The following is a 21,591-nucleotide window of genomic DNA, read 5'->3' as shown; positions in this document are numbered from 1 at the left end:
CCGGGATCCTTGATAAATGGAGGACCGCATGCCATCGATGACATCCCCGCTCCACCTTACGCGCCGTTCGCTTCTCGCGGGGGCCGCGGCTTCTTCGGCACTTGTCATGCTGCACCCCTTCTCCGTCCGCGCCGCCGCCAACCAGGCGCATCTCAGAATCATGGAAACGACGGACCTGCACGTTCACGTCTTTCCCTACGACTATTACGGCGACAAGCCCAGCGATACGGTCGGCCTCGCGCGCACCGCCTCGATCATCGACGCCATTCGGGCCGAAGCGACAAACTCCATCCTGGTCGACAATGGCGATTTCCTCCAGGGCAACCCGATGGGCGACTACATTGCCTATCAGCGCGGCATGAAAGACGGCGATATCCACCCCGTCATCGCCGCCATGAACGTGCTCGGCTATGATTGCGGCACGCTTGGCAACCACGAATTCAACTATGGCCTGGACTTCATGTTCAAGGTCCTGAACGGCGCGAACTTCCCGCTCGTCTGCGCCAACCTGACGAAGGGCGCACTTGCCGCCAACGGGCGTCAGGACGAGCTGTTTCTCAAGCCTTACGTCATTCTCGACCGAAAAGTGAAAGACGGTTCCGGCGCGGAACATCAGGTCCGCATCGGCCTCATCGGCTTCGTTCCACCACAGATCATGACCTGGGATGCCAAGAACCTCGAAGGCAAGGCCAATGCCCGCGACATCGTCAAGGCGGCCGAAGCCTGGGTGCCGCAGATGCGAGAGGAAGGCGCCGACATCGTCGTCGCCCTTTCCCATTCCGGCATCGGCCAGCAGGCCTATGCGGAGAACCTCGAAAATGCGTCCGTTCCCCTTGCCGCCATCGCAGGCATCGATGCGATCGTGACCGGCCATAGCCACCTGGATTTCCCCGGGCCGAAGTTCGACGGCATCGCGGGGGTCGACAACACGAAGGGCCTGATCTCCGGCAAGCCCGGTGTCATGGGTGGCTTCTGGGGCTCGCATCTCGGCCTGATCGACCTGCTGATCGAGCGGGAGAGTGGCGTCTGGCGTGTCGTCAGTTCAACGAGCGAGGCGCGGCCGATCTACCGTCGCGAAGAGAAGAAGGTGATCGCCGAGGTCGCCGACAAGCCTGAGGTGCTGGCCGCCGCGAAGAAGGACCACGAGGCAACGCTCGCCTATGTGCGCACGCCTGTCGGCAAGACCAGTGCGCCGCTCTATTCCTATTTCGCCCTGGTCGCCGACGACCCGTCCGTGCAGATCGTCAGCCAGGCGCAGACCTGGTACATCAAGGACATGCTGAAGGAGACCGAGTACCGCGACCTGCCGGTACTTTCGGCCGCCGCCCCCTTCAAGGCCGGCGGCCGCGGCGGCGCGGACTACTACACCGACGTCCCCGCCGGCGACATCGCGATCAAGAACGTCGCCGACCTCTATCTCTATCCGAATACGGTGCAGGCAGTGGTCATAACCGGCGACCAGGTGCGCAACTGGCTGGAAATGTCAGCCGGCATCTTCAACGAAGTCAAACCAGGCGCCTCCGACGCACCACTGATCAACGGCAGCTTCCCGTCCTATAATTTCGACGTCATCGACGGCGTCACCTACCAGATCGATCTTTCGCAGCCGCCAAAGTTCGACAAGGACGGCAACACGATCAATGCGCCGTCGAACCGTATCAAGAACCTGCAGTTCAACGGGCAACCAATTGACGCAGCGCAGAAATTCGTGGTCGCGACCAACAACTACCGGGCGGGGGGCGGCGGCAATTTCCCCGACATCGCCGCCGACAAAGTGGTGTTCGTAGCCCCCGACACCAACCGTGACGTCGTCGTGCGCTACATCATCGATCAGGGCGCGATCAATCCATCTGCCGACGCCAACTGGACGTTCGTGCCGCTCGCCAATACGAGCGTGACCTTCGACAGTGGGCCGAAGGCCCGGCAGTTCCTGGCGCAAGTGAAGGGTGTGACCATCGAGGATGCTGGTGACGCCGCCGAAGGCTTTGCCCGCTTCCGGATCAAGCTCTGAGCTTCAGGCGAACCAGGGTCGGGCCGCCCGTCTCGAGGCGGCCCATCATTTTGAGCGGACGATGAAGATCTAGCTGGTCCGGCGATCCATACGCAGGCCGATGAAAATTAGCGCGAGACATTAAGAATGTGCGCTAACTACCTGAGAAAACTTGATACGCCGCAGGGCGGCGACTGATCAAACCTGACGCGACTGGGCGTCGTCGGAAAACAGCGACGGGCCGGTCTGGTCGATGATCTGGCGTCCCTTGCGCAGAGCGGCATCGATCGCGTCCTGCTCCGATGTGAAGAGATCGGCGCGGATGAAGCTGCGGGTCTTGGTGCCGCCATCCGCCGAGGCCTTCTCGATGCTCCCAGCCAGACGAAACTGCGAGCCTTCGCGCATGGGCGTCGCGCGGATGGTGCATTCGGCATAGGCCTCGGTCTTTCCAGGCGCAGCCTGCGTCTGGTTTTCAGAGGAGCCCGAACGGCCGAACAATTTCGAGAAAAACGATGCCATGCCCAAGACTTAGACGCCGCGGCCGACACTGTCAAAGCCTAAGTGCCGATAATCGACCGCACCGCCCTGATCCATTTAAATGATGAGATTGGAGAGGATCTCGTTCTCGGTGATGTCCTGGTAGCGAAGCCCCGCGGCGTCGAAGCGGGCCTTCAACACCGGAAAGTTCTCGGCCTGTTTGGTCTCGATGCCGATCAGAATGGAGCCGAAGTTGCGCGCCGATTTCTTCAGATATTCGAAGCGCGAGATGTCGTCCTCGTCGCCGAGCAGATTGAGGAAGTCGCGAAGCGCACCGGGTCGTTGCGCCATGCGCAGAATGAAGTACTTCTTCAGCCCGGCATGGCGCATCGCCCGTTCCTTGACGTCAGGGAGGCGGTCGAAATCGAAATTGCCCCCGGAGACGACGGCAACCACCGTCTTGCCCGCGAGCTTCTCGGGGCCGAGCGCTTCCAGGGCCGCAACCGAAAGGGCGCCTGCGGGTTCCAGCACGACACCTTCGACGTTCAGCATCTCGACGATCGTCAGGCAGATCGCATTCTCCGCCAAAAGCATCACCTGATCGGCGGAAAAGCGACGGAGCGCTGCAAAATTGAGATCGCCGATCCGTCCGACTGCGGCACCGTCGACGAAGTTGTCGACCTGGTCGAGGGTCACGACGCTGCCGGTTTCCAGGCTCTCGCGCAGGCTGGGTGCACCGGCGGGTTCGCAAAAGATGAAATGATCCGCTGCAACCGCGTCCTTGAGATATCCCGTCACGCCGGCGGCAAGGCCGCCGCCGCCAACGGGCAGAACAACGAGATCGGGCGTGACGCCATCAGGCAGTTGCCAGGCGATTTCCGCCGCAACGCTTGCCTGACCCTCGATGATGTCGGCGTGATCGAAAGGCGGCACCATGACGCCGCCGATCGCTTCGACGTGATCGCGCGCCGCCTTGTAGCATTGATCGAAGATATCGCCGACGAGGCGGATGGTGATGAACTCACCGCCAAACATGCGGGTCTTGTCGATCTTCTGCTGCGGCGTCGTCACCGGCATGAAAACGACGCCCGGCACGCCGAAGTGACGGCAGACGAAGGCAAAGCCCTGGGCGTGGTTGCCGGCCGAGGCGCAGACGAAGGTCTTGCCGGAGGCACCGGCGCCAAGCGCCTTGCGGAAGAAGTTGAAAGCGCCGCGGATCTTGTAGGAGCGGACGGGCGACAGGTCTTCGCGCTTGAGGTAGATGTTGGCGCCGTAGCGCGCGCTCAAGTGTTCGTTGAGCTGCAGCGGCGTCGGCGGGAAGATTTCCCGCAAGGCTTCGGTTGCGGCTTCAACATCCTGCTTCATCGCGTGCGGTCTTCCGTTGAGTTGGTCGATGGCTGTGGCTATTGCACATTGCAACGCACGAAGCCATCGCTTTGACTCGAATCGGACCGCCGTGAACAATGCAGCCGCATCCCCTTCGGCCGGGACGTCCGCAACGCTTTCCGGGAAACTGAACGCTTGAACGCAACTCTGATCCGGCATGCCGTGCACATCGCGGCAATCCTCGGCATCTATCTCGCATGCGCGATGCTGGTGCCGGCGATGGTTGATCTCTACTACGGCCATCCCGATTGGCAGATCTTCGCCGCTTCGGCCTTCATGGTCGGCGGGTTGTCGCTTGCGACCTTCATGGCGACCCGCATGGGGCCGCCGCCCTTCTCCAAGAAGTTCGGCTTCGTCCTCGTCAACCTGCTGTGGGCCGTGTTTTCGGTGGTCGGCGCGATCCCGCTCTGGCTGTCGTCGCTCGACCTCGATTTTGCCCAGGCGCTGTTCGAGTCCGTATCGGCTATCACCACGACCGGCGGCACCGTCATCGTCGGGCTCGACGACGCGCCGCCCGGACTGCTCGTCTGGCGCTCGCTGCTCTGCTGGCTCGGCGGCATCGGCATCGTCGTGCTCGGCCTCTTCATCATCCCCTATCTCAGGGTCGGCGGCATGTCCTTCTTCAAGATGGAATCCTCCGATACCAGCGACAAGCCGTTTGCACGCCTCGCCAGCTTCAGCCGCGCGTTCCTGATCGTCTATGTCGTCATCACGCTCCTCTGCACCATCGGCTACTTCCTGACCGGCATGAACCGCTTCGACGCCATCAACCACGCGATGTCGACCGTCGCCACCGGCGGCTTTTCCACCCATGATGCATCCTTCGCCTATTTCGGCAGCATTCCACTGCTCTGGACGGCGACCTTCTTCATGGCGCTTTGCAGCCTGCCGTTCTCGATCCTGATCGTGCTCGTGGCGCGCGGCCGGCTTGACGCGCTGCGCGATCCGCAGATCATCGTCTTTCTCGGCTATCTCTCTGCCTTTTCGGTCGCAGTGGCGGTCTATCACCGCCTGGCGAATGGCGTCGAATTTCACCTGGCCCTGGCGCATTCCTTCTTCAACATCACCTCGATCCTGTCGACCAGCGGCTACGCCAGCCAGGACTACAGCCTCTGGGGCCCCTTCGTCGTCATGGCCGCCTTCATCGCGACCTTCATGGGCGGTTGTTCCGGATCGACGGCAGGCGGCATCAAGGCCTATCGCTTCATCGTGCTCTTCAACGCGATCCGCTCGGGGCTCAACAAGCTCGTCTATCCCAATGCGATCTACGCAGTGCGCTATGGCAACAACACCGTCGATGCCGACACGCAGCGGGCCATCTTCCTGTTCTTCATCACCTATATCCTGCTCTGGGTCTTCGGTAGCCTCGCCATGGGTGCGCTCGGCTACGACCTGGTCACAGCGACATCGGCGGTCATCACCTGCCTTTCGAATGTCGGTCCCGGGCTTGGCCCCATCATCGGGCCGGCCGGCAACTTCTCGACGCTCGGCGATCCCGAGCTCTATCTGCTGTCGATGATGATGCTTCTCGGTCGTCTGGAAGTGCTGACCGTGCTGGTGATTCTGACGCCGGTGTTCTGGAAGCATTGACCATTGGCCGGCCGGCCCTATCGTCTTGACTTGATGCGGCAGATGCCGAAAGTCGGTGTCAACCGGCGATGGGGGAACGTCATGGTGAAACATATGCTTCTTCTGGCGACGCTGAGCGCCGCCACGACACTATCTGGAAACTTCATCGCCCACGCCGGACCACTCACCGACGCGGCGGCGCAGGCGGAGAAACTTGCCGCATCGGGCGATGCGGCAAAGGCGCGAGACCTGCTTCTCAAGGCGATGAGCGACTTTTCGCAAACGCTGCCCTTCGCGATCGGCAAGGCGATCTTCGTCTCCAAGCAGCCGACTGGCTATGCGATGTACCAGCCGCGAGACGGCTCGGTCTTCAAGGAGGGAGAGTCGCTGATCTCCTACATCGAGCCGATCGGCCTCTCCTGGAAGGATGCGGCGGAGAAGGGCAAGCTCGAGAGCCATTTCACCGTCGATTTCGATATCCTCAATCCGAAGGGTGACGTGCTCGCCGGCCAGAAGGCCTTCGGCGACTTCACCTTCACCGGTTACCTCAGGAACCAGGAAATCTATTCGACGCTGACCATCGATGTTTCCGGCGCGCCGGCCGGCGACTACGTGCTGCGTTTCCATTTCAATGACGTCAACAGCGGCAAGACCGCCAGCGTCGACCAGCCCTTCAAGATTGCCGGACCGTAAGACCATGCCCCATGCAATAACGACTGTTGGTTTCGATGCCGACGATACGCTTTGGCAGAACGAGCAGTTCTTTCGCCTCACCGAGGCGCGCTTCGCCGAACTTCTCAGCCCTCACACCGACACCGAGCATCTGTCCGAACGGCTGCTTGCCGCGGAGAAACGCAATCTCGGTCTCTACGGTTTCGGCATAAAGGGTTTCGTGCTCTCGATGGTCGAAACCGCGGTGGATGTGACGGATGGCAAGGTCCCCTCTTCCGTGATCGCCGAAATCCTGGCGGCCGGCCGCGACATGCTTGTCCATCCGGTCGAACCCCTGCCCCATGTCCAAGAAACACTCAGTGCCCTTCACGGCACCTTCCACCTTGTCATGATCACCAAAGGCGATCTCTTCGACCAGGAGCGCAAGCTTGCAGCCTCCGGGCTCGGCGACTATTTCGACGCCGTCGAGATCGTCAGCGACAAGAATGCGAGCACCTACGAGCGCATCTTCAAGCGCCATGGCGACGGGCCGCTGAAAAGCCTTATGGTCGGCAACTCCTTGAAATCCGACATCGTTCCGGCCCTTGATGCGGGAAGCTGGGGTGTTTACGTCCCACATGCACTGACCTGGGCGTTCGAGCATCACGACAAACCGGAGAACCATCCGAGATTTCGCGAGATCGACGATCTCGGCGGATTGCCGCCGATTCTTGAACGCTTGCCCCTCTAGGCACGGGGGCTCATTGTCCTCCTGCGGCCACACCACCAAAAGGCTGCTAGGGAGGCGTCGGAGGCTATCGCGACCGCATCCGCGCTAGCGCGTCCAACGAAATCCGCCTAAGCAACAGAACGCCTGAGCGGCAATCCACCTTTCACCTGTCTGGATGCACTTGACTGTTCCCGTTGAGTGTTTGATCTAGGGGCTAAAGCGGGCGTGGCGAAACTGGTAGACGCAAGAGACTTAAAATCTCTCGGCCTTGGCTGTGCGGGTTCGAGCCCCGCCGCCCGCACCAGACATCCGGCTTTCAATGATTATCCCGCGCACGTGTAGCCGCTCGCTGAGAAGCGAGAGGTTGCCTCAGAGAGCGCGGTCGCTCAGTTGTTGTAGTAATAACAATCGCATTCGGCCCGGTAGGCGTCGTCGTGCCATACCCGGACGGCGAGTTTCGTTGCGCATCCCTGGTTTTCCAGCCTGAGGCCGAGAAGTGAGACCGCTGCCGCCTTCGAATTGGGGGCGTCCACCTCGATTGCCGATCCAACCTGGTGGACTCCCTGCCGCGGGGTCCAGGTGAAGATCTGAACGCTATAGTGCATCGAATATCCTCCGTGGGAGAGATGGTGTGCACGCAATACTCACGCTTGTGTTCGGATTGAGCCGGCTGCCTTGAAGCGAACTAGCCGTCTTCTACGGTCGCTTCCGGCCGATCGCCGCCGTCTGTGTGCTCGAAGTGCCAGTGGCCTTCGTCATCCTGGAAACTGATATCTTCGTCGTCGCCGCCGACCTGTTGTTCGGCGGCGGCAGCCTTGGCGGCGGCTAGCGCCATTTCGCGGCTGGGAAAGGGTTCCGAATATGCATCGGCGGCCTTATAGGCCCATCCTCCGTCATGAGGAACGATGGTGTAAGTGATCCGCGCCATACTTCCCTCCCAATCGTCCGAAAACGCTTCGGTCTTCGGCGGGCCGTTGCCGCACGGCCCTTTTTTCCTCCTCGTCAAAGGCATGCTCATGCCGAACGCGGCGGATATTACCACAGGTGCGGTGCGAATTGCCACCTTCGCGAATCACTCCGAAACGGCGTGTCGCGAATCAAAAAAGCGGCCCCTATCGGAGCCGCCCTTGATCAAGAAATCCAATATCTTAAACCAATCAGCCGGCGAGCTTCGCGGCGATCTTGGCGACATGGGCGCCCTGGAAACGAGCGGCTTCGAGTTCAACCTCGGAGGGCTGGCGCGAACCGTCGCCGCCGGTGATCGTCGAGGCGCCGTAGGGCGAGCCGCCCTTGATCTCGTCGAGGCCCATCTGGCCCTGGAAAGCATAGGGAAGACCGACGACGACCATGCCGTGGTGCATCAGGGTCGGGATGAAGCCGAGGATCGTCGACTCCTGACCACCATGCTGCGTCGCAGAGGATGTGAAGACCGAGCCGACTTTGCCGACCAGCTTGCCCTTGGCCCACAGGCTGCCGGTCTGGTCGATGAAGTTGCGCATCTGCGAAGCGACGGTGCCGTAGCGCGTGCCTGCGCCAAAGATGATTGCGTCATACTGCGCAAGTTCTTCGACAGTGGCGATCGGCGCTGCCTGGTCCAGCTTGTAGTACGAAGCCTTGGCGACTTCTTCCGACACGAGTTCGGGAACGCGCTTGACGTCCACTTCTGCGCCGGTCGATTTTGCGCCTTCGGCCACCGCATAGGCCATCGTTTCGACGTGTCCGTATGCCGAATAATAGAGAACAAGAACCTTGGCCATAAAATGCTCCTTTGGATTCAAGCGATCCCACTTGATCACCGCTGCCGGGAAGATTTATCAAAATGCGGCCGCTTGCCAGGAGCTGTCCGGGAAACAGACTGTTCTCGTCCGTCGAACAATAAACAATTACTGTTAAACGATCAGCTTACATAAATAGGGATCACCGATGAGCAGCACTAAAATCGTCACCGCCGCGATGGTCGCCATCGGCGATGAACTTCTGTCGGGTCGCACCAAGGACAAGAACATCGGCCATCTCGCCGACATGATGACCATGGTGGGCATTGATCTGCGCGAAGTGCGGATCGTCGCCGATGACGAAACCGCCATTGTCGAAGCGATCAATGCCGTACGCAGCCGCTACGATTACGTCTTCACGTCGGGCGGCATCGGCCCCACCCATGACGACATCACCGCCGACGCAGTGTCGCGCGCTTTCGGCGTCGAGTGCGTCTACGAGCCCGAGGCGATGGCCCTGCTCGGCGCGATGTACGAACGCCGCGGCATGGAGTTCACCGATGCGCGCAAGCGCATGGCGCGCATGCCGCTTGGCGCACGCCATATCCCGAACCCCGTCTCAACCGCGCCGGGCTTCGCGATCGGCAACGTGCATGTCATGGCCGGTGTGCCGCAGGTGTTTCAGGCCATGCTCGACGCCTTGCTGCCCGGCCTTCAGGTCGGTTCGCCCCTCCTCTCGCACACCGTGCGTTCGCCATTCGGCGAAGGTGATATCGGCAGTCCGCTGACGGAGGTGCAGAAGAACCATCCGGAGACGAGCATTGGCTCCTACCCCAAGTTCGACGGCAAGAACTTCTCGACCGATATTGTCGTGCGTGCCCGCGATCCGCAGGCGCTGGCTGCGGCCGAAGCCGACGTGCAGGCGATGATCCAGGCAATCACCGAAGCACGCGCGAAAGCCTGACGGCCCTGCATAGCGCGCTTGGCGCATCTTAAAGGACGCGCGGCGCTGTAGAGCCTTGCACTTTGACCGCTATTGCCGTTATTGCATGTCGGCAAATCAGGATGACGCGTTCCCGCCTGCCCGATCTGCCGGACGCTTCGTCTTTACCAAGTACAGACAAGCCGGAGCCCACTGATGTCGCTGCCCGATAAAGCCTTTCCCGTCTCCTGGGACCAGTTCCACCGTGACGCGCGCGCGCTTGCGTGGCGCCTCGCCGACAACGGCCAGGAATGGCGCGCCATGGTCTGCATCACGCGTGGGGGTCTTGTTCCTGCGGCGATCATCTGCCGCGAGCTCAATATCCGTATGATCGAGACTGTCTGCATCGCGTCTTACCATGACTATGACACGCAGGGTCAGATGAAGGTGCTGAAGGGCATCGCGCCCGAAATCGCCGAGAACGGCGGCGAAGGCGTGCTGATCGTCGACGACCTGACCGACACTGGCAAGACCGCCGCGGAAGTGCGCGCCATGTTGCCGAAGGCGCATTTTGCCGCCGTCTACGCCAAGCCGAAGGGCCGGCCGATGGTCGATACCTTCGTTACCGAAGTGAGCCAGGACACCTGGATCTACTTCCCCTGGGACATGGGCTTCACCTATCAGGAGCCGATCGCCAAGGGCACCCGCGGCTAAGCGCCGGGTAGGCAAAAGCGCCGCGAGCGGTCCCTTCCAAGAAGTCCGGCTGCTTGAGGCGTTGCGTTTCCAGCCTCATGCCATTGGCGGAATGGCGCCAACCAATGTTTCGGCGGTGAGCCCCCGCCCGGCCTGGCTGCCGGCCGCACCATGTCGCCAGACGGCGGCCGCCGCTGCCTCGAAGGCCGGCATCCCTTGAGCAAGATGTGCGCCGGTGATGCCGGCGAGAACGTCTCCCGAACCGGCCGTTGCCAGCCATGCTGGCGCATTGTTGTTGACCACGGCCCGACCGTCGGGTGCTGCGATCACCGTGTCTGCTCCCTTGTAGACGATGACCGCATGGCTCTCGCGAGCCGCCTTCTGCGCCTTTTCGATCTTGGAGAGTGCGCCGTCGCCGGCAATTTCGGGAAAGAGGCGGGCGAACTCGCCCTCGTGCGGCGTCATGACCATCTGCCCCCCACCTCTTGCAAGCGCGGCAAAGAGGTCCTCGCGGTTCGCCTGAAACGACGTGATCCCGTCTGCGTCGAGCACCAGCGACCGATCGCACAAAGCAAGCGCAAAATCCCTCGCCTTCTTGCCGACACCGAAACCAGGCCCGAGGACGAAGCTGCCCAAGCGACGATCCTGCAGCCATTTCGTCAGGTCTCGCTTACCTTCCACTTCCTTGACCATCACGGCGGTCAGTTGCGACGCATTGATGCCGAGCGCAGCCTTTCCCGTTGCCACCGTGACCAATCCGGCGCCGGCCGCGAGACCGGCCGTGGCTGCCAGGCGCGCTGCCCCCGTTGCTTGCCGGTCGCCTGAGAAGACGACGAGGTGACCACGCCTGAACTTGTGCATTGACGACGCGAGATCTCCACCCCAGCCTGACCAGACCGCCGGCGAGTTCAGACGCAGCGGGCCGGCCTCGGCCAGCACGATGCGCGACGGGATTCCGATATCGAAGACGTCGAGCGTTCCGCACAGGGATCGACCGGGCAAAAGCCAGTGGCCCGGCTTCGGCGCTATGAAGGTTACCGTGTGGCGGGCTGCGAAAGCGGCGCCACGGACTTCACCGGTCCGCCCATCGATGCCGCTCGGCAGATCGACCGCAATGACCGGTAGCCCGCTCGCGTTGACCCGTTCAATGAGCTGAACGACGTCACCCGAGAGATCGCGCGAGAGCCCGGCCCCGAACAGCGCATCGATGACGACATCGCCGGCCCGAAGTTCGATTGCGTCAAGCGACGCGACCGGCCCATTCCATTCCGACCGTGCGCGTGCGGCGTCGCCTTGAAGTGCCGCGGGATTGCCGAGTGCAAAAACCGCGATATCCGCCCCACTTTCCGCAAGACCGCGTGCCGCGACGTAACCATCGCCGCCGTTGTTGCCCGGCCCACAGAGGACGACGAAACGGTGAGCACCGGGGAAGTATCGCAGGGCCGCAGCGGTCACGGCCAGGCCGGCATTGCGCATCAGCGTGAAGCTTTCGATGCCGGATTGGGCGGCTGACTGATCGATTGCCGTCATTTCCGTGGACGTGATCAACAAGTGCTGAAGTTCGGAGCGCATGTCGCAGACTTATCCACGCCCGGCGGCATGACGCAAGGCCTCACACCCAGCGCGCCATTTGCCCCATAATTATGCATTTGCACATATTTGTTGCTCAAATAACGTGCGTCACCCTATTGGAGACTGAAAGCATCGACCGATGCCGGGCAACTTTCGATCGAAAATCATAAAAATTAGGCAGATCCCAGCCAGGAAATGGCATGGAAACCCAGCGATCCGCGTCTCGGCAGTAGATTTTTTGTCGTTTTGACAGATTTTCGCAGAAAAACTGGCATGCAACGTGCATATTCAGGGCGAGCGGGCATGATCCTGCTTTAAAGGGAGAAGCGGAGAGACATTTTCTCATGAAAAAGATCGAAGCGATCATTAAGCCCTTCAAGCTCGACGAAGTGAAGGAAGCCCTTCAGGAAGTCGGCCTGCAGGGCATCACCGTCACGGAAGCCAAGGGCTTCGGGCGGCAGAAGGGTCACACGGAGCTGTATCGCGGCGCCGAATACGTGGTGGACTTCCTGCCGAAGGTTAAGGTCGAAGTCGTGCTGGCGGACGAAAACGCGGAGGCCGTCATCGAGGCGATCCGCAATGCCGCGCAAACCGGCCGCATTGGTGACGGAAAGATTTTCGTTTCCAATGTGGAAGAAGTCATCCGAATTCGCACGGGCGAAACCGGCCTCGACGCCATCTGATATCACGGGCCGTCCGGCCCGGTTTTTTCAAACCTCGTCATCTCACACAGGGAATAACGGCAAATGACGACTGCAAGCGATATTCTGAAGCAAATCAAGGACAACGACGTCAAGTTCGTCGACCTGCGCTTTACCGATCCCAAGGGCAAGCTGCAGCACGTAACGATGGATGTGGTCTGCGTCGACGAAGACATGTTCGCCGATGGCGTCATGTTCGACGGCTCCTCGATTGGCGGCTGGAAGGCCATCAACGAGTCCGACATGGTGCTGATGCCCGATCCGGAAACAGCGCATATGGACCCGTTCTTCGCGCAGTCGACGATGGTCATCATCTGCGACATTCTCGATCCGGTTTCGGGCGAATCCTATAACCGCGACCCGCGCGGCACGGCCAAGAAGGCGGAAGCCTACCTCAAGGCATCGGGTATCGGCGACACCGTCTTCGTCGGCCCGGAAGCCGAATTCTTCGTCTTCGACGACGTCAAGTACAAGGCCGATCCGTACAACACCGGCTTCAAGCTCGACTCCTCGGAACTGCCGTCGAACGACGACACCGACTATGAGACCGGCAACCTCGGCCACCGCCCGCGCGTCAAGGGTGGCTATTTCCCGGTTCCGCCGATCGACAGCTGCCAGGACATGCGCTCGGAAATGCTGACGGTTCTGTCCGAAATGGGCGTAACGGTCGAAAAGCATCACCACGAAGTGGCCGCCGCCCAGCACGAGCTCGGCGTCAAGTTCGACGCGCTGGTGCGCAACGCCGACAAGATGCAGATCTACAAGTACGTCGTGCACCAGGTCGCCAACGCCTACGGCAAGACGGCAACCTTCATGCCGAAGCCGATCTTCGGCGACAACGGTTCGGGCATGCACGTGCATCTGTCGATCTGGAAGGACGGCAAGCCGACCTTCGCAGGCGACGAATATGCCGGCCTGTCGGAAACCTGCCTCTACTTCATCGGCGGCATCATCAAGCACGCCAAGTCGCTGAATGCCTTCACCAACCCGTCGACGAACTCCTACAAGCGTCTCGTCCCGGGCTACGAAGCACCGGTTCTGCTCGCCTATTCGGCACGCAACCGCTCGGCTTCCTGCCGCATCCCGTTCGGCACCAACCCGAAGGCCAAGCGCGTTGAAGTCCGCTTCCCGGACCCGACCGCGAACCCCTACCTCGCCTTTGCAGCCATGCTGATGGCCGGCCTCGACGGCATCAAGAACAAGCTGCATCCGGGCAAGGCCATGGACAAGGACCTCTACGACCTGCCGCCGAAGGAACTGAAGAAGATCCCGACGGTTTGCGGCTCGCTGCGCGAAGCGCTCGAAAGCCTCGACAAGGACCGCAAGTACCTGACGGCCGGCGGCGTGTTCGACGACGACCAGATCGACTCCTTCATCGAACTGAAGATGCAGGAGGTAATGCGCTTCGAAATGACGCCGCATCCGGTCGAGTACGACATGTACTACTCGGTCTAAGACCGTGCAGGCCGGCAGCAACATCGCGTCCGGCTAAGCAACCCATGCAGAAGGCCGGCGCCTCGATCGAGGTCGCCGGCTTTTCTTTTTCGACTGATGCTCGCGCTCATGGAAACGCTGCACCTCTGGGTGGGCGGCACGCTTTGCCGAATTGTGTGATATTATGTAGACGGCAACTTTTGCGCGTCTATCCGGACAGCTAGCGCAATTGTCCAACGCCGGGCGGAAGGGAGATCCCTATTGATGTTTTGGGTTCGCCAACCCAGATAATCTCCTGAAAGGATGTGTTGCGTCATGAAACAAAGAAACGCCAAATTCGAGATCGGACAGGTGGTTCGCCATCGGATTTTCCCGTTCCGAGGCGTCATTTTCGACGTCGATCCGGAATACGCCAACACCGAAGAATGGTGGAACGCCATTCCGCAGGAGATCCGCCCGAGCAAGGATCAACCCTTCTACCATCTGTTCGCCGAAAACGACGACAGCGAGTATGTCGCCTACGTTTCCGAGCAGAACCTGGAGTTCGACGACAGCGACCGGCCGATGCGCCACGCACAAGTCGATGCCCTGTTCGACAAGGATGGCGTCGGCCACTACAGGCCCAAGGCGGCTTTCCGTCACTAGGGCTTTTCGCCCCGGACAAATAAAAAACGCCCGGACGCTAGGTCCGGGCGTTTCTTTTAGGGATAGCGAGAGATCGCTTAGTTCTTCTTGGCAGCCTTCTGGGCTTCTTCGAGCTTCTTGCGGGCGTCTTCCGCCTTCTTCTGCATTTCTTCCTGCAGAAGGCGCTGACGCTCTTCAAGCTGCGACTGCTCGATCGGCTCGCCGTCGAAGATACCGGTGAAGCCCGTGAGGGCCATCTTGATCGGGTTCGGAGCGCGCTGGAAGTTGACCGAGGTGAAGACCACCTCATTGCCCTTCTTCAGGCTGGCGATCAGCTGGTCGGACAGCGGCGCTTCGGCGACGCACTTGTCCGGCATGCAGATTGCGTAGTCGAGCTTGACCGGCTTGCCGCCGTCGATCTGCATCTGGACACCCGTCGGGATGAGGCGTGCGGACGGTACGGAAACCTGCAGGACCTTGCGGTTGACCTTGCCGCTTACGGTGATGAGGCCGACAGCGGTTACGAGCTGGCCGTTGTTGGCGGTCAGGAGGTTCTGGACGATGCAGACGTCATTGTCTTCCTGCTTGGTGCAGATCTTGAACCAGCCCTGCGGCGGCTTGCCACCCGCCTGCTGAGCGGATGCAACACTCGGTACGCCCGCAGCAGCTACAGAGAGCGCCAGCGCTGCCATACCCGAGCGTTTGGTAAAATTCGACTTGAAGATCATTGTGATTCCGTCTCCTGAAATCCGGTAACGGAACAGTTCGTTCCGCAGGTGAGTATCGTCAGCCGCCGTTGTCCTGTTGGCCAAATAAGGCAAATGCATGACCCCGTTTCCGGAAACACCTGTTACATTGGCTCGCTTCGATTATCCAGTGTTTCCTGTCATTTTTTGACTTGCTACTGGGCGGAATTTGGGCGGCTGATCGGTTGGATTCATCGGTCACCATTGGTAACGTTCAGGGAATCGGCCTGTTGATACCCCTTCACGGGAGGTGACTTTGCGTGCATTTCTTTCCGGTCTGGCTTTGCTCATGACCGTCACTTCGTTCGGCAATGGTGCGGCAGCCGCGCCCGTGCATGCCATTGCCATGCACGGCGAGCCGGCGCTGCCGGCCGATTTCAAGAACTTCCGTTACGTCAATCCGAACGTGAAGAAGGGCGGGAAGATCGCCTACGGCGTTGTCGGCAGCTTCGACAGCCTCAATCCCTTCATTCTGAAAAGCATGCGCACGACAGCGCGCGGCATGTGGGACCCGGAATACGGCAACCTCGTCTACGAATCGCTGATGCAGCGCTCGCGCGACGAAGCCTTCACCATGTACGGCCTGCTCGCCGAATCGGTTGAATGGGATGACGACCGGACCTTCATCCAGTTCAACCTCAACCCCAATGCCCGCTGGGCCGATGGGCAGCCGGTCACCGCTGAAGACGTGATCTTCAGCTTCGAACTGATGCGCGACAAGGGACGCGTCCCCTTCAGCAACCGTCTGGCCAAAGTGGCGAAGATGGAGAAGGTGGGCGACCGCAGCGTTCGCTTCACCTTTACCGAAGAAGCCGACCGCGAGCTTCCTCTGCTGCTCGGCCTCTCGCCGGTCCTGCCGAAACACGCCATCGACGTCGCAACCTTCGAGCAGACGAGCTTGAAGCCGCCGCTCGGCTCCGGCCCCTATCACGTCGCCGAAGTGAAGCCCGGCGAGCGCATCGTCTACAAGAGAAACCCGGATTACTGGGCGAAGGACCTGCCGTCGAAGGTCGGCCAGGATAACTACGACGAAATCTCGGTCGAATACTTCCTCCAGGAAAATTCGCTGTTCGAGGCGTTCAAGAAGGGCGAGATCGACATCTATCCGGAGGGCAGCGCCACCAAGTGGGCACGTGGCTACGATTTCCCGGCTGTCCGTAGCGGTGACGTCGTCAAGGAGACCTTCAAGCCGAAAACCCCCTCGGGCATGCTCGGCATCGTGTTCAATACCCGCAAGCCGATGTTCGACAACCTCAAGCTCCGCCAGGGTCTGGCGCTGGTGTTCGACTTCGAGTGGGTCAACAAGAACCTCTTCGATGGCGCCTACACGCGCACCCAGAGCTATTGGCAGAACTCGACGCTGAGTTTTCTCGGCGCACCGGCAGACGACCGCGAACTCGGCCTCATCGGCGATGCGCGCGATCGCATCAATCCGGCAATCCTCGACGGCACCTACCGGCTGCCGGTAACCGACGCTTCCGGACGTGATCGCAACGTGCTGCGCGTCGCCGTCTCGCTGATGCGGGAGGCGGGCTTCCAGATCAAGGACGGCAAGATGGTGGACGCCAAGGGCGCACCGCTCGCCTTCGAGATCATGAGCCAGAACGCGGGCCAGGAAAAAATCGCCCTCGCCTACCAGCGCTTCCTCGCGCCGCTGGGCATCCAGGTGTCGGTGCGCACAGTCGACGATTCGCAATACCAGCAGCGCAGCCAGTCCTTCGACTATGACGTGATCATCAAGTCCTTCCCGTCGACGTTGTCACCCGGCATCGAACAGGCCGGGCGCTGGTCCTCCCAGTCGCGGGATCGGCAGGGCAGCGACAACTTTGCCGGCGTTGCCGACAAGGATGTCGACCGCATGATCAACAACATTCTCCAGGCCCGCACGACCGAGGATTTCACGGCTGCCGTGCGCGCCCACGACCGGCTGCTGATCAACAATTCCTATCTGGTTCCGCTCTATCATCTGGACGCACAGTGGGTTGCCCGGCGCAAGCATATCGGCCGTCCCGATGTGTTGCCGCTTTATGGCTATCAGCTTCCGGCCTGGTGGGATCAAAACGCGCAATAGAGGTTGGTTCCCTTTTGGTAACGCATTGAAAGCCGGATAAAACCGGCTTATCTCGCCGACATACCAAACAAGGAAAGGCACCCGCACCATGCAAACCGTCAGCATCGATATCGTCTCGGACGTCGTCTGCCCCTGGTGCTATCTCGGCAAGGCAAGGCTGGATCAGGCGATCGCCAACGTCCCGGACGTGCTCGTCACCGTCAACTGGCGTCCCTACCAGCTCAACCCCGACCTGCCGCCGGAGGGCGTCGACCACAAGCAGCATTTGGCAGCGAAGCTCGGCGGCCAGGCGGCGGTCGATCGCGCCCATGACATGCTGCGCGAACTCGGAAACGCCGAGGGCATCGCCTTCGACTTTGACGCCGTGAAGATCAGCCCGAACACGCTCGACGCGCACCGGCTGGTCCGCTGGGCTGCGACAAACGGCGAGGCAGCGCAGACGGCCGTCGTCGGCATGCTGTTCAAGGCGAACTTCGAGGAGGGCCGCAATGTCGGCGATCACGCCGTGCTGCTGGATATCGCCGACAAGGCCGGCCTCGACCGTCCCGTCATCGCGGCATTGCTGACCTCCGACGCCGATAGGGACGCGGTCAAGGAAGAGGTCGGCATGGCCCGCGAGATGGGCGTGACCGGCGTCCCCTGCTTCATCCTCGACGGGCAATATGCCGTGATGGGAGCGCAATCCGTCGACGTGTTGACGAATGCGCTGCGCGAAATCGCCGAGATGAAGGCAAGCGGCAAGCCGAACTGATCCACCGCAGACGCTGCCGCATCACGCGGCAGCGCTCCCTGCCTGCATAGGCTATTTCGCCAACCCGGCGAGCTGCGTCATCACCATCGCAGCGCCCGAAAGACGCTTCTCCGGCGTTGCCAACTCCCTTTGGAAGAAGATGCTGTGGTCCGGCCGGATCTTCGCCAGCGTGCCCTGTTTGGCGATGTAGCCGACGAGTGCCGCCGGGTTCGGGAACTCCTTGTTGCGGAACTGCACGACGACACCCTTCGGCCCGGCATCGAGCTTCTCGACATTCGCCGTACGGCACAGCGACTTGATATAGACGATCTTCAGCAGGTGCTGGACCTCGATCGGCAGCGGCCCGAAGCGGTCGATCATCTCGGCGCCGAAGCCGTCGATTTCCTTCAGATCCGTCAGTTCGCCGAGGCGGCGATAGAGACCGAGCCTCAGGTGCAGATCCGGCACGTAGTGTTCCGGGATCATGACCGGGGTTCCGACCGAGATCTGCGGCGACCAGCCGGTATCGTGGATTTCTTCTTCACCCTTGAGCTCGGCGACCGCCTCTTCCAGCATCTGCTGGTAAAGCTCGAAGCCGACCTCCTTGATATGGCCCGACTGTTCCTCGCCAAGCAGGTTGCCGGCGCCGCGGATATCGAGGTCGTGGCTCGCCAGCTGGAAGCCGGCACCGAGCGTGTCGAGCGACTGCAGCACCTTCAGCCGTCGTTCGGCAGGTCCCGTCAGCGTCTTGTTGACCGGCAGCGTGAAAAGCGCGAAGGCACGCACCTTCGAGCGGCCGACACGACCGCGCAGCTGGTAGAGCTGGGCGAGGCCGAACATGTCGGCGCGGTGCACGATCAGCGTATTGGCCGTCGGGACGTCGAGACCGGATTCGACGATCGTCGTCGAAAGCAGCACGTCGTAACGCCCGTCGTAGAAGGCGTTCATGATGTCTTCGAGCTCGGTCGCCGGCATCTGGCCGTGCGCGACCGCTACCTTCAATTCCGGAACGTCGGATTTCAGGAAGTCATGGATCTCCGAGAGATCGCTCAGGCGCGGGCAGACATAGAAGCTCTGGCCGCCGCGATAGTGCTCGCGCATCAGCGTTTCACGGATCACCAGCGCATCGAAGGGCGAAATGAAGGTGCGCACCGCCATGCGGTCGACCGGCGGCGTCGTGATCAGCGACAGTTCGCGCACGCCGGTCAGCGCCAGTTGCAGCGTGCGCGGGATCGGGGTCGCCGAAAGCGTCAGCACGTGGACATCCGACTTCAGCTCCTTCAGCCGCTCCTTGTGCTTGACGCCAAAATGCTGCTCTTCGTCGATGATCAGAAGGCCGAGATTGGCGAAATTGACCGAAGTGCCAAGCAGCGCGTGGGTGCCGACGACGACGTCGGTCTTTCCGTCGGCCACCTCCTTCTTGGTCAACGCCAATTCCTTCGATCCAACGAGACGGGATGCCTGCTGGATGCGGATCGGCAGACCGCGGAAACGCTCGGAGAAGGTCTTGAAATGCTGGCGCGCCAGCAGCGTCGTCGGCACGACGACGGCAACCTGTACACCATTCATGGCCGCGATGAAGGCGGCACGCAGCGCGACTTCCGTCTTGCCGAAGCCGACGTCGCCGCAGACGAGGCGGTCCATCGGACGGCCGCTGCCGAGATCGTCGCGCACCGCCTCGATAGAGTTCAGCTGGTCCTCGGTCTCGTCATAGGGGAAGCGCGCTGCGAACTCGTCATAGACGCCATCCTGAGCGGCAAGAACCGGTGCCCGACGCGTGTGGCGTTCGGCGGCGATACGGATGAGGCCGCCTGCCATGTCCAGCAGCCGCTTCTTGAGCTTGGCCTTGCGTGCCTGCCAGGCAACGCCACCAAGCTTGTCGAGGATCGCATCAGTCCCTTCTGCTCCATAGCGCGACAGAAGCTCGATGTTTTCGACCGGCAGGAACAGCTTGGCATTGTCGGCATAGACGAGCTCGAGGCAATCATGCGGTGCGCCGACGGCTTCGATAGTGCGCAGCCCGACAAACCGGCCAATGCCGTGTTCGGCATGCACGACGTAACTGCCCTCGTCGAGACCCGCGACTTCGGCGATGAAGTCGGCCCCGCGCTTGCGGCGCCTCGAACGGCGTACCATGCGGTCGCCCAGGATATCCTGTTCGCCGATAACAACGAGATCGCCTGTCTCGAAACCGGCCTCGATACTGAGGACGGTCGATCCCGCCTCGCCCGGCTTCAGGCTCTTGACCTCGGCAAGCGCCTTGATCGGCTTGATGTTGCCGAGGCCGTGCTCGGCAAGCACCTGCAACAGACGGTCCAGCGATCCCTCGCTCCAGCCCGAAATGACCACCTTGGCGCCCTTCGAGCGCCGCTCGGCAATGTACTTGACCGCCTGGTCGAAGACGTTGACGCGTTCGCTGTCCGTCTCCCCCTCGCCGGCCGACTTCGCCCAGCGCATGCCCTGGCGCGCGTCGACCGATATCACCTGCCGGGCTTCGCCTTCATGCTCGCTGAACGGCGACAGACGAATGGCGTCGCGCGAGGTCAGTGCAGCATTGAAGCCCTGCGAATTCAGATAGAGCAGTTCCGGCGGAGCCGGCTTATAGGGCGTCCCCTGGGTCGTCTGCGACTTGCCGGGAGAGGCCGATGCCAGGCGGGCATCGTAGTAGTCGAGGATAAGCTTCGAGCGTTCGGCCGCGGCTTCGCGCGCCAGATGATCGGTGACAATGCGGAAACCATGGAGATAATCGAAGACCGTTTCCAGCCCGTCATAAAAGAGCGGCAGCCAGTGCTCCATGCCGGCATAACGCCGCCCTTCGGAGACGGCCTGGTAGAGCGCATCGTCGCGGGTCGTCGCGCCGAAAAGCGATAGATACTGCTTGCGGAAATGGCTGATCGTCTCCGGCGTCAGCGATACCTCGCTCATCGGGTTGAGATCGAGGGAGCGGACCTGGCCGGTCGTGCGCTGGCTTGCGGGATCGAAGCAGCGGATGGTCTCCAGAGTATCGCCGAAGAAGTCGAGGCGCAGAGGCTCGCCGCTGCCGGGCACGAAGACATCGAGGATGCCGCCGCGCACCGCATATTCGCCCACTTCGCGCACAGTCGCAACGCGCTCGAAGCCGTTGCGCTCAAGCCGGGTGGCGATGTCATCCATGCGCACCTGGTTGCCGGGGCGGGCCGAAAACGCCAGGCTCTCGATCACATCCTGCGGCGAGATCTTCTGCAGGGCAGCATTGACCGTCACCAGCACGATCGCCGCATGCGGCTTCTTCTTGTGCGCGATCAGAGCACTGAGCGCCGCGAGACGCCGCGCTGACGTGTCGGCGCTTGGCGACACGCGGTCATAGGGAAGGCAGTCCCAGCCGGGTAGTGTCAGCACCGGAATATCCGGCGCCACGAAACCGAGAACCTGCTCAAGATCCGCGATCCGTTGACCATCCGAGAGAATATAGGCGACCGGCTGGCCCGCGCGCGCGAGCTCGGCCAGAACCAGTGCCTCGGCGCCTGATGGAACCGGGCCGATCGTGATCTCCCGCTGTGCTTCGACAATCTTCTTCGGATCAAGGCCAACCAGCATCATC

The 21,591-nt window shown here is 61.4% G+C and carries 19 protein-coding genes and 1 tRNA gene; 12 read left to right on the top strand and 8 right to left on the bottom strand.

The genetic code is table 11. The features are described 5' to 3' along the window. The first annotated feature begins 37 nt into the window (after nt 1-37). Nucleotides 38-2,011, top strand: coding sequence for a bifunctional 2',3'-cyclic-nucleotide 2'-phosphodiesterase/3'-nucleotidase (locus tag V7S54_RS27950; RefSeq protein WP_065373761.1), 1,974 nt, complete (start codon nt 38-40; stop codon nt 2,009-2,011). 177 nt (nt 2,012-2,188) lie between these two features. On the opposite strand, the gene V7S54_RS27945 is transcribed toward V7S54_RS27950, so the two are convergent. Together V7S54_RS27945 and ilvA are read right to left on the bottom strand one after the other, a co-directional pair. Next, nucleotides 2,189-2,509, bottom strand: coding sequence for an HlyU family transcriptional regulator (locus V7S54_RS27945; RefSeq protein ID WP_058322476.1), 321 nt, complete (start codon nt 2,507-2,509; stop codon nt 2,189-2,191). A 75-nt stretch (nt 2,510-2,584) separates the two neighbouring features. Continuing rightward, nucleotides 2,585-3,832, bottom strand: a complete 1,248-nt coding sequence (ilvA, locus tag V7S54_RS27940; RefSeq protein WP_065373700.1) for a threonine ammonia-lyase — start codon at nt 3,830-3,832, stop codon at nt 2,585-2,587. A gap of 156 nt (nt 3,833-3,988) precedes the next feature. On the opposite strand from ilvA, the gene V7S54_RS27935 reads away from it, so the two are divergent. The 4 genes from V7S54_RS27935 to V7S54_RS27920 all read left to right on the top strand — a co-directional run bounded on the left by V7S54_RS27935 (nt 3,989) and on the right by V7S54_RS27920 (nt 7,107). After that, on the top strand, nt 3,989-5,443 hold the full coding sequence (locus tag V7S54_RS27935; RefSeq protein WP_065373701.1) for a TrkH family potassium uptake protein: 1,455 nt from the start codon (nt 3,989-3,991) through the stop codon (nt 5,441-5,443). Nucleotides 5,444-5,524: 81 nt separating this feature from the next. Then, the gene (locus V7S54_RS27930; protein ID WP_065373762.1) at nt 5,525-6,115 is read left to right on the top strand and encodes a hypothetical protein; all 591 of its coding nucleotides are present in this window, start codon (nt 5,525-5,527) and stop codon (nt 6,113-6,115) included. Between the two features lie 4 nt (nt 6,116-6,119). Beyond that, on the top strand, nt 6,120-6,824 hold the full coding sequence (locus tag V7S54_RS27925; protein ID WP_065373702.1) for an HAD family hydrolase: 705 nt from the start codon (nt 6,120-6,122) through the stop codon (nt 6,822-6,824). A 198-nt stretch (nt 6,825-7,022) separates the two neighbouring features. Then, nucleotides 7,023-7,107 (top strand) — tRNA-Leu (locus V7S54_RS27920). 82 nt (nt 7,108-7,189) lie between these two features. On the opposite strand, the gene V7S54_RS27915 is transcribed toward V7S54_RS27920, so the two are convergent. The 3 genes from V7S54_RS27915 to wrbA form a co-directional block, all read right to left on the bottom strand. Further along, nucleotides 7,190-7,408 carry a hypothetical protein gene (locus V7S54_RS27915; protein WP_065373703.1) on the bottom strand — a complete coding sequence of 73 codons (219 nt, stop codon included), beginning with the start codon at nt 7,406-7,408 and terminating at the stop codon, nt 7,190-7,192. A gap of 80 nt (nt 7,409-7,488) precedes the next feature. Continuing rightward, nucleotides 7,489-7,731, bottom strand: coding sequence for a DUF2188 domain-containing protein (locus tag V7S54_RS27910; protein WP_065373704.1), 243 nt, complete (start codon nt 7,729-7,731; stop codon nt 7,489-7,491). A gap of 229 nt (nt 7,732-7,960) precedes the next feature. After that, nucleotides 7,961-8,560 (bottom strand): NAD(P)H:quinone oxidoreductase type IV, encoded by a 600-nt coding sequence (gene wrbA / locus V7S54_RS27905; protein WP_065373705.1) that lies wholly within the window; start codon nt 8,558-8,560, stop codon nt 7,961-7,963. A gap of 166 nt (nt 8,561-8,726) precedes the next feature. On the opposite strand from wrbA, the gene V7S54_RS27900 reads away from it, so the two are divergent. Continuing rightward, nucleotides 8,727-9,482 carry a competence/damage-inducible protein A gene (locus V7S54_RS27900; RefSeq protein WP_065373706.1) on the top strand — a complete coding sequence of 252 codons (756 nt, stop codon included), beginning with the start codon at nt 8,727-8,729 and terminating at the stop codon, nt 9,480-9,482. A gap of 174 nt (nt 9,483-9,656) precedes the next feature. Then, nucleotides 9,657-10,154, top strand: a complete 498-nt coding sequence (gpt, locus tag V7S54_RS27895; RefSeq protein WP_057255950.1) for a xanthine phosphoribosyltransferase — start codon at nt 9,657-9,659, stop codon at nt 10,152-10,154. Nucleotides 10,155-10,229: 75 nt separating this feature from the next. On the opposite strand, the gene V7S54_RS27890 is transcribed toward gpt, so the two are convergent. Continuing rightward, entirely contained in the window at nt 10,230-11,705 is a 1,476-nt protein-coding gene (locus V7S54_RS27890; RefSeq protein ID WP_065373707.1) for a bifunctional ADP-dependent NAD(P)H-hydrate dehydratase/NAD(P)H-hydrate epimerase, read from the bottom strand. Nucleotides 11,706-12,049: 344 nt separating this feature from the next. Between V7S54_RS27890 and V7S54_RS27885 the strand changes: the two genes are divergently transcribed. The 3 genes from V7S54_RS27885 to hspQ all read left to right on the top strand — a co-directional run bounded on the left by V7S54_RS27885 (nt 12,050) and on the right by hspQ (nt 14,485). Next, nucleotides 12,050-12,388 (top strand): P-II family nitrogen regulator, encoded by a 339-nt coding sequence (locus V7S54_RS27885; protein WP_003528058.1) that lies wholly within the window; start codon nt 12,050-12,052, stop codon nt 12,386-12,388. A gap of 63 nt (nt 12,389-12,451) precedes the next feature. After that, nucleotides 12,452-13,861, top strand: coding sequence for a type I glutamate--ammonia ligase (gene glnA / locus V7S54_RS27880; protein ID WP_057255946.1), 1,410 nt, complete (start codon nt 12,452-12,454; stop codon nt 13,859-13,861). Between the two features lie 294 nt (nt 13,862-14,155). Next, on the top strand, nt 14,156-14,485 hold the full coding sequence (gene hspQ / locus V7S54_RS27875) for a heat shock protein HspQ (RefSeq protein ID WP_057255944.1): 330 nt from the start codon (nt 14,156-14,158) through the stop codon (nt 14,483-14,485). 77 nt (nt 14,486-14,562) lie between these two features. Here hspQ and V7S54_RS27870 read toward each other — a convergent pair whose 3' ends face one another. Further along, on the bottom strand, nt 14,563-15,192 hold the full coding sequence (locus tag V7S54_RS27870; protein ID WP_058322469.1) for an invasion associated locus B family protein: 630 nt from the start codon (nt 15,190-15,192) through the stop codon (nt 14,563-14,565). Nucleotides 15,193-15,499: 307 nt separating this feature from the next. Here V7S54_RS27870 and V7S54_RS27865 point away from each other — a divergent pair, with 307 nt between their 5' ends. After that, on the top strand, nt 15,500-17,281 hold the full coding sequence (locus tag V7S54_RS27865) for an extracellular solute-binding protein (RefSeq protein WP_065373763.1): 1,782 nt from the start codon (nt 15,500-15,502) through the stop codon (nt 17,279-17,281). An 88-nt stretch (nt 17,282-17,369) separates the two neighbouring features. Continuing rightward, on the top strand, nt 17,370-18,032 hold the full coding sequence (locus V7S54_RS27860) for a DsbA family oxidoreductase (RefSeq protein WP_065373708.1): 663 nt from the start codon (nt 17,370-17,372) through the stop codon (nt 18,030-18,032). A gap of 51 nt (nt 18,033-18,083) precedes the next feature. Here V7S54_RS27860 and mfd read toward each other — a convergent pair whose 3' ends face one another. Next, nucleotides 18,084-21,587, bottom strand: a complete 3,504-nt coding sequence (gene mfd, locus V7S54_RS27855; RefSeq protein WP_336409425.1) for a transcription-repair coupling factor — start codon at nt 21,585-21,587, stop codon at nt 18,084-18,086. Nucleotides 21,588-21,591 lie beyond the last annotated feature (4 nt).

This window comes from Ensifer sp. CCNWLY38, from assembly GCF_037120565.1.
GTDB lineage: Bacteria > Pseudomonadota > Alphaproteobacteria > Rhizobiales > Rhizobiaceae > Ensifer > Ensifer adhaerens_H.
This window is presented reverse-complemented; position numbering and strand designations above follow the sequence as displayed.

Coding starts and splice junctions, on each gene's coding strand:
- V7S54_RS27865 (WP_065373763.1), top strand. CDS start 15,500: ATGACCGTCACTTCGTTCGGCAATGGTGCGGCAGCCGCGCCCGTGCAT.
- V7S54_RS27860 (WP_065373708.1), top strand. CDS start 17,370: ATGCAAACCGTCAGCATCGATATCGTCTCGGACGTCGTCTGCCCCTGG.
- V7S54_RS27945 (WP_058322476.1), bottom strand. CDS start 2,509: ATGGCATCGTTTTTCTCGAAATTGTTCGGCCGTTCGGGCTCCTCTGAA.
- V7S54_RS27930 (WP_065373762.1), top strand. CDS start 5,525: ATGGTGAAACATATGCTTCTTCTGGCGACGCTGAGCGCCGCCACGACA.
- V7S54_RS27910 (WP_065373704.1), bottom strand. CDS start 7,731: ATGGCGCGGATCACTTACACCATCGTTCCTCATGACGGAGGATGGGCC.
- V7S54_RS27885 (WP_003528058.1), top strand. CDS start 12,050: ATGAAAAAGATCGAAGCGATCATTAAGCCCTTCAAGCTCGACGAAGTG.
- ilvA (WP_065373700.1), bottom strand. CDS start 3,832: ATGAAGCAGGATGTTGAAGCCGCAACCGAAGCCTTGCGGGAAATCTTC.
- V7S54_RS27950 (WP_065373761.1), top strand. CDS start 38: ATGACATCCCCGCTCCACCTTACGCGCCGTTCGCTTCTCGCGGGGGCC.
- hspQ (WP_057255944.1), top strand. CDS start 14,156: ATGAAACAAAGAAACGCCAAATTCGAGATCGGACAGGTGGTTCGCCAT.
- V7S54_RS27890 (WP_065373707.1), bottom strand. CDS start 11,705: ATGCGCTCCGAACTTCAGCACTTGTTGATCACGTCCACGGAAATGACG.
- gpt (WP_057255950.1), top strand. CDS start 9,657: ATGTCGCTGCCCGATAAAGCCTTTCCCGTCTCCTGGGACCAGTTCCAC.
- wrbA (WP_065373705.1), bottom strand. CDS start 8,560: ATGGCCAAGGTTCTTGTTCTCTATTATTCGGCATACGGACACGTCGAA.
- V7S54_RS27925 (WP_065373702.1), top strand. CDS start 6,120: ATGCCCCATGCAATAACGACTGTTGGTTTCGATGCCGACGATACGCTT.
- V7S54_RS27915 (WP_065373703.1), bottom strand. CDS start 7,408: ATGCACTATAGCGTTCAGATCTTCACCTGGACCCCGCGGCAGGGAGTC.
- V7S54_RS27900 (WP_065373706.1), top strand. CDS start 8,727: ATGAGCAGCACTAAAATCGTCACCGCCGCGATGGTCGCCATCGGCGAT.
- glnA (WP_057255946.1), top strand. CDS start 12,452: ATGACGACTGCAAGCGATATTCTGAAGCAAATCAAGGACAACGACGTC.
- V7S54_RS27870 (WP_058322469.1), bottom strand. CDS start 15,192: ATGATCTTCAAGTCGAATTTTACCAAACGCTCGGGTATGGCAGCGCTG.
- mfd (WP_336409425.1), bottom strand. CDS start 21,587: ATGCTGGTTGGCCTTGATCCGAAGAAGATTGTCGAAGCACAGCGGGAG.